Annotated in this window: 9 protein-coding genes; 6 read left to right on the top strand and 3 right to left on the bottom strand. The window is 43.1% G+C overall.

All coding sequences use genetic code 11. The features are described 5' to 3' along the window. Positions 1 to 393 precede the first annotated feature (393 nt). From A9267_RS12175 to A9267_RS12160, 4 genes are all read left to right on the top strand, one after another. Complete coding sequence (locus A9267_RS12175; protein ID WP_065109358.1) at positions 394 to 1,503, top strand: efflux RND transporter periplasmic adaptor subunit; 1,110 nt, start codon at positions 394 to 396, stop codon at positions 1,501 to 1,503. Next, positions 1,500 to 4,556 carry an efflux RND transporter permease subunit gene (locus tag A9267_RS12170; RefSeq protein WP_065109357.1) on the top strand — a complete coding sequence of 1,019 codons (3,057 nt, stop codon included), beginning with the start codon at positions 1,500 to 1,502 and terminating at the stop codon, positions 4,554 to 4,556. The genes A9267_RS12175 and A9267_RS12170 overlap by 4 nt, the downstream gene beginning before the upstream one ends. Beyond that, positions 4,543 to 6,015: an efflux transporter outer membrane subunit gene (locus A9267_RS12165; protein ID WP_065109356.1), complete on the top strand. Its 1,473-nt coding sequence runs from the start codon at positions 4,543 to 4,545 to the stop codon at positions 6,013 to 6,015. Before A9267_RS12170 ends, A9267_RS12165 begins: the two co-directional genes overlap by 14 nt. A 108-nt stretch (positions 6,016 to 6,123) precedes the next feature. Further along, positions 6,124 to 8,442: a patatin-like phospholipase family protein gene (locus A9267_RS12160; RefSeq protein ID WP_082972354.1), complete on the top strand. Its 2,319-nt coding sequence runs from the start codon at positions 6,124 to 6,126 to the stop codon at positions 8,440 to 8,442. Positions 8,443 to 8,518: 76 nt separating this feature from the next. Here A9267_RS12160 and A9267_RS12155 read toward each other — a convergent pair whose 3' ends face one another. Continuing rightward, positions 8,519 to 9,109, bottom strand: coding sequence for a hypothetical protein (locus A9267_RS12155; RefSeq protein ID WP_082972353.1), 591 nt, complete (start codon positions 9,107 to 9,109; stop codon positions 8,519 to 8,521). Between the two features lie 71 nt (positions 9,110 to 9,180). After that, positions 9,181 to 11,382: an LruC domain-containing protein gene (locus A9267_RS12150; RefSeq protein WP_065109355.1), complete on the bottom strand. Its 2,202-nt coding sequence runs from the start codon at positions 11,380 to 11,382 to the stop codon at positions 9,181 to 9,183. A 1,072-nt stretch (positions 11,383 to 12,454) separates the two neighbouring features. Here A9267_RS12150 and A9267_RS12145 point away from each other — a divergent pair. Further along, on the top strand, positions 12,455 to 12,838 hold the full coding sequence (locus tag A9267_RS12145; protein WP_065109354.1) for a hypothetical protein: 384 nt from the start codon (positions 12,455 to 12,457) through the stop codon (positions 12,836 to 12,838). 172 nt (positions 12,839 to 13,010) lie between these two features. Further along, positions 13,011 to 13,361, top strand: a complete 351-nt coding sequence (locus A9267_RS12140; protein WP_065109353.1) for a hypothetical protein — start codon at positions 13,011 to 13,013, stop codon at positions 13,359 to 13,361. A gap of 48 nt (positions 13,362 to 13,409) precedes the next feature. Here A9267_RS12140 and A9267_RS12135 read toward each other — a convergent pair whose 3' ends face one another. Next, the gene (locus A9267_RS12135; RefSeq protein ID WP_065109352.1) at positions 13,410 to 14,504 is read right to left on the bottom strand and encodes a glycosyltransferase family 4 protein; all 1,095 of its coding nucleotides are present in this window, start codon (positions 14,502 to 14,504) and stop codon (positions 13,410 to 13,412) included. Between the last annotated feature and the right edge of the window lie 74 nt (positions 14,505 to 14,578).

Here is a 14,578-nt window from a genome sequence, read left to right as displayed (position 1 = left end):
TTCACCTCATCAAGCACAGTAAGAAAGTCAGTCCTAGATTGCGTTCTCAATCCAGATGCCCTCACTGTACTTGGCTGAAATTCACTTGAGAAGATGACAAAAAGCAGACTCTTAGTCTCTTAAAAAGAGACAATTAATATGATGTTATCCATGTTACCGCTTTGATAGATTGATATTACCCTCAAGTAAACAACAACAAACTGTAGAATAAAAACCTGCAATTATAAGCAAATAAACCATACCAGCCGTTATTAGATTCCATGAGACATCACTTTATTTAATCTTTAGCATCTTTTGATTGTCTCATTTTATAAGTAAGTGAAACTACTCATATACCGCTACTTAATAAGTGAATATCTGAATAAACTGCCCTCATTAATTATGAGGTGTTCCATGAAAATGAAAAAAATCACTAATCTGACTCAACTTGCACTTATTACTGCGATGGTCAGCGGCTGCAGTCAAGACGCTACTGTTGCAGATAAACCAACTCAACCAGTTTCTGTCATTGTTATCGGTGAAAATAACCAAAACCATGACTTGCGCTTTTCAGGTGTATTAGAAGCCCAAGAAAAGGCACGTCTTGCATTTAGAGTGGCTGGAACCCTAATTGAAATAAACGCTGCACAAGGTGATTACGTCGAAAAAGGACAAGTGATTGCCCGTCTTGATCCCCATGACTACCAAGTCAGAGTTGCAGAGCTGGAAGGCCGTTTAGCTGAAGCGAACGCAAGTTACTATCAAGCTAAAAATGAGTTAGACCGCACCCAGATGGCGACCACAGACAATGCTATGTCTGATGTCAGCTTAGATCGTGCTAAAACAGGGGTAGCAAGAGCCAAGGCTGCCGTCACTGTTGTCGAGCAAAATCTAAAACAAGCTAAAGATGCCCTTAACTACACTGAGCTCGTCGCGCCATTTAGCGGCATTGTAGGTCAACGCTCATACGATAATTTTGAACAAGTTTCACCAGGGCTTGCCTTTGTCACCTTGCATCAACCAGAAAAATTACAAGCCATTATCGATATCCCAGAAACGATGTTACCTGCGTTTTCTCAAGGCCAAGCTGCCAGTGTATCCACTAATGAAACCAAGGGTGCTGCAAATAATGGTAGCAAGGCGCTTAACGGCACAGTGATCGAAATAGCCAGTATCCCAGATAGCATTAAACGCACCTTCTCGGCGACCATTGCACTTAACGAAAAGCAAGATCATCTCTATCCAGGCAAAGTGGTCAATGTACGTATTGCAGATCAAACTCTCGACAACAACAGCATTTGTTTACCAGCAAGTGCGTTAGTCAGTCGTCAAAACATCACCCAATTGACCAAGATTGTTGATAGTAAAGCGGAGCGTGTTGATGTGAACGTCATTAAACAAGGTCGCAACCATGTTTGTGTGCTTGGTGACATCAAGATCAATGACACCGTCATTGTGGCTGGTAGCGCCTTTATTCATGACGGCAAAGTCGTTGAAAATATCATTTCTGTGAGAGGTTCATGATGAATTTAGCTGAATTTGCCATCAAGCAGCGAGTGTTCGTGTGCTTCTTTACCGTGCTATGCATCATTGCAGGTATCTACTCTTATTTTGACTTAGGTAAACTTGAAGACCCATCATTTACCGTTAAAACGGCTGTTGTGGTGACGCTCTATCCAGGTGCTTCTGCATCGGAAGTTGAAAACTTGGTAACAGACAAAATAGAAACCAAGCTACAAGAAATGAGTTCATTAGACACGCTGCGCTCATTATCTCGTCCAGGTATGTCGATGATTTTTGTCGATCTACATTCGACCATATCATCAGAAAAACTGCCACAAGAGTGGGATTTACTGCGCCGTAAAGTCAATGACGTAAAACTCAGTTTGCCGCTCGAAGCCCAAATCAATATCGTCCAAGACGAGTTTTCTGAAGTGTATGGAATGCTCTTTGCCATTCACAGTGACGATGCGAGTTTACAGCAACTTAAAGATTACTCTAAAGAGTTGCAGCTCCGCCTAAAAGAAGTCGATGGCATTAAAAAAATTGAACTGCACGGCGTTAGAGATCGTGTCGTCAATGTTGATATCAGCGATGAGCGTATTGCTGAGTCAGGATTGTCGGCCGCCCAAGTGTACAATCAACTGGTTAGCCAAAACCTGCCTATCGATGCTGGTAATTTCGATATGGGTATTGAACAAGTACGTGTTGAGCAAACGGGCAGCTTTACCAGCATTGAAGATATCAAAAACCTCACCATTAAGTCGGGTGTTGGCCCTATTTCAAGTGGGTTAATTCGTTTAGGTGATATCGCCGATATTTACTATGACTACCAAACACCTTCACTAACAGAAAGCCGTTTTAATGGTGAGCAAGCCATCACATTAGCGGTCAGCCCAGTTAACGGGATTAATGTCGTGTCGCTGGGCGACACCCTCAAAGACGTGATCAGTCAGTACCAATCTGAACTGCCATTAGGTGTGGATATTAGCACTATTGCTTTTCAGCCTGATGAAGTCCATAAGTCGATAACAGGTTTTATTAACAACTTACTTGAAAGTATCGCCATTGTGGTGGTGATCCTAATGATATTCATGGGTTGGCGCAGTGCATCTATTGTCGGTGCAAGCTTATTAATGACCATCCTGTTCACTCTGATTTATATGAACCTGACTTCAGTTGACTTACAGCGAGTATCAGTGGGTTCATTTATTCTTGCATTGGGTATGTTGGTTGATAATGCCATTGTGATTACTGATATGTTCGTCAGTAAACTCAAAGCAGGTAAAGCACGTTTTGAAGCCGCTAAAGCATGTATTGGCGAAACTGCATTACCACTGCTTGCTGCGACCGTCATTGCCATTATGGGGGCAACACCTGTCATTTTCTCAACGACTGATGCCGCTGAATTTGCCGTATCTGTGGTGCAAATCCTTGCCAGTTCGTTATTGCTGTCATGGGTTGTGGCGATGACCATTACCCCGCTGATGTGCTGGGCATTTATTAAAGCGCCAGAACATGACGGCGAAAAAGCACCGAGCGCCGCTGCCACTAAATTTAAAGCCGCCATTACATGGACTGTCGCCAACCCTAAATACACTATCGCTATTATTATTCCGTCGCTTATCGTGACATTACTGGCGACGCCAATGGTGAAAGTCAACTTTATTCCGACCTCAGACAGAGCCATGGTGTTTGTGGATTACTGGTTACCTAATGGCAGTCGTATTCAAGATGTCTCACAAGACATGACACAAATTGAGCAATGGCTATTGGCTCGCCCTGAAGTAGAAAGTATTTCTACTTCTATCGGCGCCAGTGCACCACGCTTTTCGGTTACGGTAGAGCCAGAACCACTAGATGGCAGTTATGGCCAAATCTTAATTAATACCCATAGCTTTGAGGACATTGAAACATTAGTGGCTGATGGCGATGTATGGTTATCAAAAACCTTCCCGCAAGCACAACCACGTTTTCGGGATTTAAAACTGGCCACATCAGATAAATTTAGTATCGAAGCACGTTTTTCAGGTAAAGACCCTCTCGTGCTAAAACAGCTGTCAGATCAAGCGCAAGTGATTTTAGAGCAGCACCCTCATACTCGTTATGTACGTGATGATTGGCGTCAAGAAAGCAAAGTGATTCACCCAATTATTAATCAAGAGCAAGCCCGTCTTGCTGGTATTAATCGTGCCGATATTGCCTTAGCGATAAAACGCGCCAGCGACGGGATTACTTTAGGCCAAATACGTGAGCACGATACCTTAGTGCCAATTGTATTGCAGTCATCAAATGCCAGCTTAGACGATCTTGGCGATATCCCTGTTCGATCCATTGTCGGCTTGCATAGTGTGCCTCTTTCCCATGTGGTTGATGGTTTTGAAATGCGCGGTGAGCAAAGCATGATTTGGCGCCGTGATCGTGTGCCAACCATTACCGTTCAAGCCGGTGTATTAGGCGACACCATTGGTAATGTGCGTAATGAAATCGCCGCTGAGATTGAAGCGATTGAATTACCACCGGGTTACAAAATGGAATGGGGCGGCGAATATTCAGAAGAACGTGAAGCCATTGACGACATAATGACTCAAACGCCTAAGTCATTCTTAATCATGGTCATTATCTTGGTGCTGCTATTTAATGCCTTTAAGCAACCCGCCATCATTTTAATTACCTTGCCACTGGCCTTTATCGGCGTGTGTTGGAGCTTAATTTTATTCGACAAACCATTTGGCTTTATGGCGCTAGTCGGGGCAATCGCTTTATCTGGAATGATCATTAAAAACGGCATTGTGCTAATGGATCAAATTGAGCTTGAACGTAAAAATGGCGCTGAATTAGACGACGCCATTATTCACTCAACCCTCAATAGAACCATGGCGATTTCGATGGGCGCCCTGACGACAGCTTTAGGTATGGTACCGCTATTGTCTGACTTATTATTCGATCAAATGGCTGCAACCATTATTGGTGGCCTTGCGGTCGCAACTGTACTGTCATTATTCATTATGCCAGCACTGTATAAATTGTTTTTTAAACGCCAAGCACAACAGGAGTTAACTCATGAAAATGCGTAATATCTCATTAGTCATCGCCCTTTTACTTGGCGGTTGTAGCATGACACCAGACTACCAAGCCCCTGAAACCGTCGGGCTAGATCACATCTACTTACATGCAGACAATACCCAGCAAATTGAAACCGATATGTGGTGGAACAATTTCAGCGATCCACAACTCGATCGTTTAGTTGAAGAAGTGCAGCAGCAAAACATCAGTATTCAAATTGCTGCAGAGCGAATAACCGCAGCGCAGTCTTATGAATCAATGATGTCATCGCTAAAAATTCCGACCGTTAATTTAGGGGCGGGAGCTGTGGATTACCGCTTATCAGAAAACGACTCATTATCGGGCCCTGCTATAGGCGCCCAGATGATTGACAAAGATCATCAAGCCCTGATGGTTGGCGCAAATGTCAGTTGGGAAATTGACTTATTTGGTCGTTTAGATGCATTAAGCGATGCCGCCAATATTCGTGTTCAACAAGCAGAAATTTTGTCTCAAGGCGTTAATACACTGATTACCGCCGATGTGGTACACAACTACCTGCAATATCGTGGGGCGCAAGCTCGTCTAGCCATTGCTCAACGTAATATTCATGAGCAACAACAGACCTTAGAAATGGTACAAACCTTAGTCAATAGCGGCTTTGGTTCAGAACTAGACTTAGCCAGTGCTCGTGCAGCACTCGCTACAGTCTCAGCTAGCCAAACCCTATTTGAAACGGCTGAGAAAGTGCATTTATATCGCCTTGCAACGCTATTAGGCCAACACCCAAGTGACATCCTTAATCGCTTTGAAGATGCGCCCTTACCCACAGTAACAGGGCAAATCCCGACAGGAATGCCATCAGACATCCTTAAACGACGCACTGATATTGCATTAGCAGAGCGAGAGATGGCCGCCATTAATGCAGAACTCGGTGCCAGTATTGCCAATCAATATCCGCAGTTTTATCTGACTGCAAGCCCTGCTGTGATTGCTGATAGCGCAGATGATTTATTCAGCTCAACCTCTGTTGGATGGGCTGCAGGATTAGGGGCAAAGTGGACAGTGTTTGATGGCGGGCGCAGCAGCGCAATGGTCGATATGCAACAAACTCGTTTTAAGCAAGCCAGTTTGCGTTACGAACAGGCAGTCAATGCGGCATTTAATGAAGTTGAAACCACATTAATGAGCTACGGCAATAGTTTACGTTTTTATCAACAATTAGAGACTGCAGCCCAGCAAACCCAAACAGCTGTGGCAAAAGCCAATAGTTTATACAAAGCGGGCTTAATTGATTACATCCAAGTGTTGGATGCACAAAGACAAGATAACACCATGCAAGATGCACTTGTCACAGCGCAGCTGAACATTGCGTCAAATGTCATTTTGGTCAACAAAGCCTTAGGCGGAGACTGGAAAGTGAAGCCATCAACTGATGACAACACCCAAAAAGACACCGCAACAGGCAAGCAATCAATCCTGACCGATTGATCACAAACCCTAAGCCTCACAGACCACTGTTTCCCCCATTTTTCGGTGGTTTGTGAGCACCCAAATCTTTTCAACCCTAATTCAATCATTCCAATTTAAAGGTTTCTGATGCGTCAATTCCTATTGCCCCTTTTTAACGTCAACCTAGCGAAAACCTGCCTAGCTTGGCTAGCGGCAAGCTGTATTTGCATCAGTCACATGGTAGGCGCAAACTCATTAAACCCAGTAAACACTCACCCAGATGCTCAACTTGAGTCATCACCTAGACCCACCGTCGGTTTAGTACTCAGTGGCGGCGGAGCAAAAGGGTCAGCCCATGTGGGCGTAATACGGTATTTAGAGCAACAACAAATTGAAGTCGACTATATTGTCGGCACCAGTATTGGCGCTTATGTTGGCGGCTTATACGCATTAGGCTTTAGTGCAAACGACATCGAAACCATTATGCTCGGCTTAGCGTGGGAAAGTGGTTTTAACGATAATGTGCCAAGACAATCATTACGCTACCGTGATAAACAAGATATCGACCGCTACAACATGCCATTTGAATTAGGCCTACTTGATGGCCAATTGCTGCTCCCCAAAGGCCTACTTAGGGGCCAAACCATGGGCAACCTTTACCTGGATTCATTTGGCGCTATCGAAAACCAAGTCAGCTTTAATGATCTCGCAACGCCTTTTAGCGCGATAGCAACCGATATCTCCACAGGTGAAGCTGTGGTGCTAAACCAAGGTAATTTACTCAAAGCAATGCAAGCTTCCGCCACGGTACCCGGCATATTACAGCCCACCGTGATTGATGGAAAATCCTTAGTTGATGGTGGCATTGTAAGTAATTTACCCGTTGAAACCGCTAAAAATATGGGGGCAGATATTGTTATTGCCATCGATATTGGTGCGGATTTATCAGCCCAAGAACAGCTCAACAGCGCTATTGCCATCGTCGGTCAATTAAGTACCTTGATGACTCGCGCCAATGCCGTTGAACAAATAGCCACATTGTCTGATGCCGATATCCTTATCCGCCCTGATGTCAGTAATTTCGATACCACAGATTTTAGTGCGTTAGCCAGTGGCTTTGAGCTTGGACAACTCGCCGCTTCAAGCCACCAGCAGCAGCTAGAAACACTGGCTTCAACCAATGAGCAATTTCGTCAATACCTCAGTCAACGAGCTCGGTTCAAGCAAGGTATTATTGCTTTTCAACACGCGCCTATTGAACAGGTTCGTTTTAATAATCAGTCATCAACCTCAACAGCCCTCATTAAACAAAAGCTGAATATTGATGACGGCGAATCAGTGAGTACAGACATGCTTATCGAAGCCATTGATCGGGTGTATGCCCTTAATGACTTTGAAAAAGTCACCGTTGAATTTGAACAAGAAAACAACCAAAAAGTGCTGGTGGTTAACACTGAAGAAAAAAGCTGGGGGCCAAATTTTTTTGATATTGGTTTTAGCTGGCAAGAAGACTTTGAAAACAATTCTAACGTGATACTCGATCTGGCATATCAAATAAATCATATTGCCGATACCGATACCCAAGTTCGCTTTGAGCTGACCACAGGCAAAGATAAGTTACTGGCAACAGAAGTTTACTTACCACTGGATGAGCTTGAGCAGTTTTACGCAAAAAGCCGTTATCAGTATCAACAGCAACAACAAACCTATTATGAACAAGGGCTCTTGTTACTAAAAACCACCCATAATGCCCATCATTTGTATGCAGCCTTGGGGTACTCACCGCTTGATAATATGGTGATTGAACTTGGCATATACGGTGAAACGGGCGATATGGAGGGCCCACAATATCCGCAACTCAATTTTGATTATGACGCATATGGCAGCATGATTCATGTAGGTTATGACAGCTTGGATAGTTATAGTTTTCCATCTTCAGGCATCTTAATTGAGGCGAATGTTTTTTGGCATAAAGATAAATTAACTATGACCGATAGCACTTCATTCAATTCAAGCCAAGGTTATGAATCGGTTACTGAATATCAATTTAGTTTAAAGAAAGCCAGCAGTTATCAGCACCATACTTTAATTGCCAAAGTCGATTTAGCAGGCGTTGATACTGAAGAGTTTAGTCTGTTGCATACCCAAAATCTGGGAGGTTTTTTAAACTTATCAGGCGAATCAAATAATGCCCTAGTGGGAAGTCAATTAGCGTACGGTGCGCTTATTTACCAACACCGCTCTGATTGGCAAATACTCAATAAAGATGTCCCTGTTTATATGGGGCTATCCGTTGAGGCTGGCAATGTTTGGCAACGAAAATCTGCCCGAGATACTAATGACTTGATTTATGCCGCCAGTATATTTGTAGGCACAGAGACAGATTTTGGCCCAGCTGTGTTTGGCTTTGGAGTCAACGACTTACATCATCAATCTTTTTACTTAACCTTAGGTAAACGTTTCTAGCATGCCCCAGTGAAGGGATAAAACCAAAAAAGTCCGCGTTAACGGACTTTTGGTTAATGTATTGTTGGCAACCCCGTTAGATAGCACCAATGGTTAACGTTTGCTCCTCTGCCTCTATATCATATGACCACATTTGATAAATAGGATCTGAACCATCGTAAAACCACACTACCGCCACTAAGTTTTGTTGATGGTTTGCCACTAATAGCGCTTCATTTAAGCTACCTTCATCTAATGCGCCACGTAATAAGCATGACTCAAAGTTAACCGTCACTTGGGCACCATTTTGCTCATATTGGTCACATAACGAAAAATAACCTCGCTGTGTAGACTCAAGCGCCACATCAATATCCAGATTAAAAGCCGCTTGTAAGTCAAAATCAGCATCAACAATCAGATCATCAATTGACGTTGCTGGTATCGTTGGCTCCTCAGGCGTTTCAGGATCCGTTGGTGTTTCTGGGGTCGTTGGTGTCGTCTGCGTCGTTGTCGTTGTGGTTGTCGCTGGTGTTGCAGCCACTGGCGCTGGAGAGCTGTCATCTCCGCCCCCCCCGCCACCACAGGCAGTCAGTAATGTGAGTAACATTGTCGCCGCTACCGTTACACCTTTATTCGACGTGATTAACATTGCATTTTTAGCCGTAGTTGTTTGAGTTAATGTGTTCATAATATTCACCTTAAAATTCCGTTTATGACTTAAGTTAATTGGGTTTGCAGTTATGCGATTCATCGTGACTTTTAGTCTTTAAAAATCAAAGAATCTTGTGCATTTAGGTACCAGTAAGGCTTAGTCTCACCAGTTTCGTCTGCAGCAAATTCAATAAACTCAATGTAAGCACTATCAACACGTTGGTTTTCTGCAGGATGCTGCCATGAATCAGGTACTTCAATCGCCCAGCTCATGCCGTTTTGATCTTGGAAATACTGGCCTTGTGAAGCCGCTGACGCATCGTCATGCATGCCTAAAAAGCGCGTATCAAACAAATCAGTTGGTGCTTTATTTTTCAAATGGATTTCTAATTTACGGCCAGGGTTTTGCCCATCAGTAATATTCTTCGCCGCTAAGCCATGATCTGTACCTGGAGTGGCAAAAATAAATGGGTCATAAGGAAATTCAGGCATGTCATCGACATGAACCGAATCAATAAATGGCACGGTCATTTGCCATGTCGCACGATACTGAGTACCACAACCCGGCTCTGTTCTGAAGTATAAACAGCCGTTACCTGGCGTAGCGTGCTGCCATAAATCTTGACTGAACAATAATACCGCATTAGTTTGATTTTCTTCTAATGGCGAGGTGGTTTGTTTCACCCCTTGCATGCTCCACTCAATCGCAGACTCTTGTACATTACCGCGTCCCACATCAGGCAGTTGCACCGCAAAACCGTTATGGTAAGCAGCGCCCATTGCCACTAACTGCGCATCAAATGCCACACGACGCACCATGTCATTTTTACTGAACTGGCTAATACGTAATTGCATCACCACATCGTTCATATCAAAGTCACCTTGGTTCGGATATAAATCCTCATAAGCCAGCGTGGTGTACTCAGAAGAAGATGGGTAATAACTGATCGTGATACCCGTTTCAGTGACTGTAATTGGGTAATCCTCTACCTCACCATCACTCACACCACCAGTAGGCAGTAGATCAGCAACCGAACTTAAACGAAATCGTGCCCATGTCTCACCGGTTTTAGCCCAATTTGGGACATCAATTGATAAGGTGGTTGTACCCGCATTTAATGAACGAGCAGCAATCACTTTTTCGTCAGTATCAAACTCGCCATTTTGGTTCCAATCAATCCAACCATTTAAAAATGCCGCATCGCCTTGGGTTGTGACAATCAACATCGCATTTTCGCCGATTTCAAACCCTGTAGGCATACTGATACCGTCATCATCATCGATACCATCACTTTCATCATCAGATAATGGTGCTGGATAACCGTCTGATTCATTATCAACGACACTACCCAATTTCATATTGCCAACAATTCCGTGGCGAGCACCATTTGAGTCTATTAAGGTGCCGTAAGTGTCTGGCGCATCACCAAAATCAACACTGTCTCCTACTGGCACTTCGGCAAGCGCACAACGCGCACCGTCATTAGAAGTAGAAGAAGGACCATAAGAGAAAAGTTCAGCTTGTGGAATATCAGCATCAACCTTGACTTTAAATACATTACCGTCACCGTTATTACTCAAGTATAAGTTGCCATCAGGATCGAAAAACTGTGCCCCAAAGGTAAAACTACCGCTGTCTTTGGTGATCACATTACCCAAGTTTTCATGCGCACCCGTACTAGGATCAATTTTGATTAAGGTACCAGAGCTGCCGTTAGTCACTGCATATAAAAAGCCATTGGTTGGATGGAATGCAAAATCGGTAATATTGTAAGTGGCATTATTTTTACTGCCCGGCACAATGTTCATAGGATGGTCATTACCATCAAGCGGTACGGTAAATAACCCTTTACCTTTACGGTAGCCGTACCAAACGTTTTCGTTAATGGCGACGTCACCAACATAAAAGTTTTGATTAGCTGCCGCGCTGTCTTTGGTGATTGTTAATGGCTCTACTTGGTAATCTTTACCCACTTTACCAACAGTGGCATTTTCGTAATCCCAACCGTAGAGGTAGTTATCAAGATAACTAAACCCCACACCGTTGAGTGCTTTGTTAATCCCCATATCTGGTGACAATACGGTATAACTACCTGTGCCAAGTTCAACGCCGAAGGTCTTTGGAATACCCGATGGCGTTTGCACGATAAAGGCTTCCGTCGGACAAGCATCAAATGCGTCAGCAGCATGGGTATTAGCACTAAATAGCGCCATGCCAGTGCCAATAGCAATACTACTGAAACCAAGAATATTGATGATTTGGGCGTTCAATGAATTTACATTATTTGCTTTTACAGTTGCTGTTTTCATATTGCATCTCGCTATTCGTTATCAGGATGTAACGGTGTAATGCACAGCGAATGCCAACTTTTAATACCCTTTAAATACAGCAGTTTATATAATTATCAAAGATTTTAATTATGGCTAAAATGCATTCTGCAACGCATTCTGAATTTGAGAAGATGGGTGTTTATATTTCCAAACTTGGTTTGTATTAAGGTCAAGGTCTTGGGGCTTCGCCCACACCAGATTGCGGCTGCTCTGTTATTCTCCAAACTCCGTTTGGATTAAAGTCAACGTCGTGGCGCTTCGCCCACACCAGACTAAAAGGGAGTGAACTGCGACTCCCTCTTAGAACACCCCGCAGCTCCAGCGAAGTTTAAAAAGCAAAACTTCCAATGGAGGACTTCATAACTTTAAACTTTATCTGTAGTCCGCTTCAGCAAGCTACAAAAATCACTAACGCTTCCGATGGTGCATCCATGCACCGAGAAAGCTATGCTCATATCCATGTGAGCATCACGCTATTTTCTTCAACGTCCTCAATTTAAATTGCGCCTTTTAGCTCTTCAAATTTTCACGAATACCGTTAAATCGAAGAAATAATAATCCCAGTGTAGATGCAGCAGCGAGCTTACAAAACATGGATGTTTTGGCAGAGCTTACATGGACGTACTTGCAGCGTCTCGCAGTTGTATCTGCACATAAGCCTGCGGCAGGCAATGGATTAGATTGAAGTAATAGACTTAGATAACCAAGCCAACAAAAAACTAAGCAAAACATTGAATTAAGAATAAAAGTTATATTAAGGTATAACCACTTAAGGACAGAGTTAGGTAACCTCGAACACAATCTTCGAGCACGCCATTTAGGGAAGAAGAAGCCATTAAATAATGATGTGCCTATCAACTCCCTTGTAAAGTTTACCCTGCCCCCACTAGTTAGTAGTGTGCTCGGCACCATAACAGCACTACATTTTTACAAGAAAAACCATGGTACCCCAGAAAATAAGTAGGGGCAGAGCAAACTTAATTACAAGCAGTCCGAAAGATGACTCGCTGGTACTCCTAAATTTCAGCGGTTTCGGACATTAGGCATCACTATGAAAATCACTCTATCTATTTTACTACTCATTATGTCAGCAAATAGTTTTGCAACCGATGTGAAGCTGGGAAATCTACAGCGATATGGCACCTCTCCGCATCTGGAGCTATTTCTAATGCCAAGCGGAGGCAGTAGCATAGCTGAAGTTTTCGAAGTAATTACTTATCGTGAGCGCGAATTTACAGTCCGTCTCATTGGCCAGTCATCTGAATTAACCAATCAAGAGCTGCTAACCTTTTATCAAACTCATTACCCAATCGAGCTAGAGGCTGCATTTAAATCTTCAGGCAATATGCATAACCCCGCAATAAGCGGAGTGAGAGATAAGTTTCCGGAAGCGTTGAAGTCTACGACTATTTCTATCTCAGGTCTCGGCCACTGACCTTGATATTTCTCTGTCACATGACAGTGAAAAAGAAAAGATAAAGCGGGCTCAGATAATACGACTTATTGAGCAACATGATCTCAGCCAATGGTGGTTTACGGATACCATCGTCATAGATGAGTCTATTCGCAGCCCGTTTAGTCACCCCGTTTTAACACTTAAAGCTTCAATGCCAAACAATGATCCTGCTGGTCTGTCTCAATTGTTGCATGAACAGATTCATTGGTTTGAAGACACAAGGCAAAAAGAAGTAGAGAATACTATTTCAGCCCTTCGAAAGATGTATCCGATTGTCCCCGTTGGCTATCCAGATGGCGCAAGAAGTGAGTTTTCGACCTACTTGCACCTTGCTGTTTGCTTACTCGAACTAGATGCACTTGCTGAAGTGTTAGGCAAAGAAAAAGCAGAAACAGTTATTGCCACGAATGGACAGTATTTTTATAAGTGGATATATAAAACCGTACTAAAAGATCAAGCTAAAATACGTACAGTTTTAAAAAGTAATAATCTGTATATTTAGCAATGTCTTCTTACCAGCAAAACAATCTGAAGAGTATTTTTAACAATCTTATCTCTCTCTCAATAACTCATCGAACAAGTCTTTCCATGCTTGCTGTAGCTCAAACCATTGTTGCTGTTTCCAGTGATTGATATAGCCAATATTCGAGTCTGTGTTTGATGAAACCGCTTGAGATAAAAATTGATTAATTGCATCGGCAATAGATTCAGCGCTAACAGGCTCAGAAATAGGATGAATAACAGGAAGGTTTTCCCCTTGATTAACATCGTATGCAGCATGCTGATTAATTTGATCCCCTAGCCCATCGACAGTGCTTGAGATAATGGCTTTATTCATGGCCAATGACTCAATAAATATCAGCCCAAAGGGCTCCCAGCGAGATGGGATAACCACAGCATCAACTTGATTTAAAAACTCAGGGACACGTTCAACTTTCCCCACAAACTCAACATTCGCAGCGCCACCAGCTAATTGCTCTAGCTCATCGTCCAAGGGGCCTTCACCCGCGATTTTCAGTAAACAAGGTTGATTAATCAGCGACATCGCCTTTATCAATAAATCAAAGCCCTTTTGATAATGAAAACGCCCATAAGCGGCTATAACAGGCACTTTTATGTCAGCGGATGTTTTATTAACATTACTTCGTTCAGCGTCGATTGCGGCGTTATTTAGGTCGTTCAATTTAGGAATAAACCGACTTAAATCACGTCCTTGGCCTAATAAATTGATCTTATTTTTTGGCACTAAATCATGGTTAAGCATCCATAACTGCTGTGAAGGCGCAATGGCAATAACCCTGTCCACTAGCCAATAATTGAGTTTAAGCATCCAGTAAAAACGTTTAGGAGACTGAATTTGCGAGCGCACAAAGCTTGCGCTGTAGTGATGTTCTTGCAAGACGAATTTTGCCTTGGGGTGCCGTAATGTAAATATGAAAATATTGAACAGATTTCGCCAATTTGAAGCACCATGTAAGCAAATAATATCCGCTGTTGAATTCAAAGAAACCGGCTTTGAAAAATCCACATATTTGATGTCGAATTCAAAGTCGTGTTGCAATGTTGAGCCGCATAAGCTTTGAAGCGCAAAATTAACGCCGCCCATGTTTGGATCGTCAACACAATGCAATACTTTTGGTTTCACTCTCACCTCTTATCTACAAGGGCATGCCATAACACGTTTATTCACTGACATTCTATTCATCTCGGTTATCACGA

The sequence above is a fragment of the Shewanella sp. UCD-FRSSP16_17 genome (genome assembly GCF_001675935.1).
Classification (GTDB): domain Bacteria; phylum Pseudomonadota; class Gammaproteobacteria; order Enterobacterales; family Shewanellaceae; genus Shewanella; species Shewanella japonica.
Note: the sequence above shows the minus strand (reverse complement) of the source record. Positions and strands in the feature narration are given on the sequence as shown.

Excerpts from the sequence above, each read along its gene's own strand:
- A9267_RS12145 (WP_065109354.1), top strand. The coding sequence starts at position 12,455 with ATGAAAATCACTCTATCTATTTTACTACTCATTATGTCAGCAAATAGT.
- A9267_RS12150 (WP_065109355.1), bottom strand. The coding sequence starts at position 11,382 with ATGAAAACAGCAACTGTAAAAGCAAATAATGTAAATTCATTGAACGCC.
- A9267_RS12155 (WP_082972353.1), bottom strand. The coding sequence starts at position 9,109 with ATGAACACATTAACTCAAACAACTACGGCTAAAAATGCAATGTTAATC.
- A9267_RS12175 (WP_065109358.1), top strand. The coding sequence starts at position 394 with ATGAAAATGAAAAAAATCACTAATCTGACTCAACTTGCACTTATTACT.
- A9267_RS12170 (WP_065109357.1), top strand. The coding sequence starts at position 1,500 with ATGATGAATTTAGCTGAATTTGCCATCAAGCAGCGAGTGTTCGTGTGC.
- A9267_RS12165 (WP_065109356.1), top strand. The coding sequence starts at position 4,543 with ATGAAAATGCGTAATATCTCATTAGTCATCGCCCTTTTACTTGGCGGT.
- A9267_RS12140 (WP_065109353.1), top strand. The coding sequence starts at position 13,011 with ATGCCAAACAATGATCCTGCTGGTCTGTCTCAATTGTTGCATGAACAG.
- A9267_RS12160 (WP_082972354.1), top strand. The coding sequence starts at position 6,124 with ATGCGTCAATTCCTATTGCCCCTTTTTAACGTCAACCTAGCGAAAACC.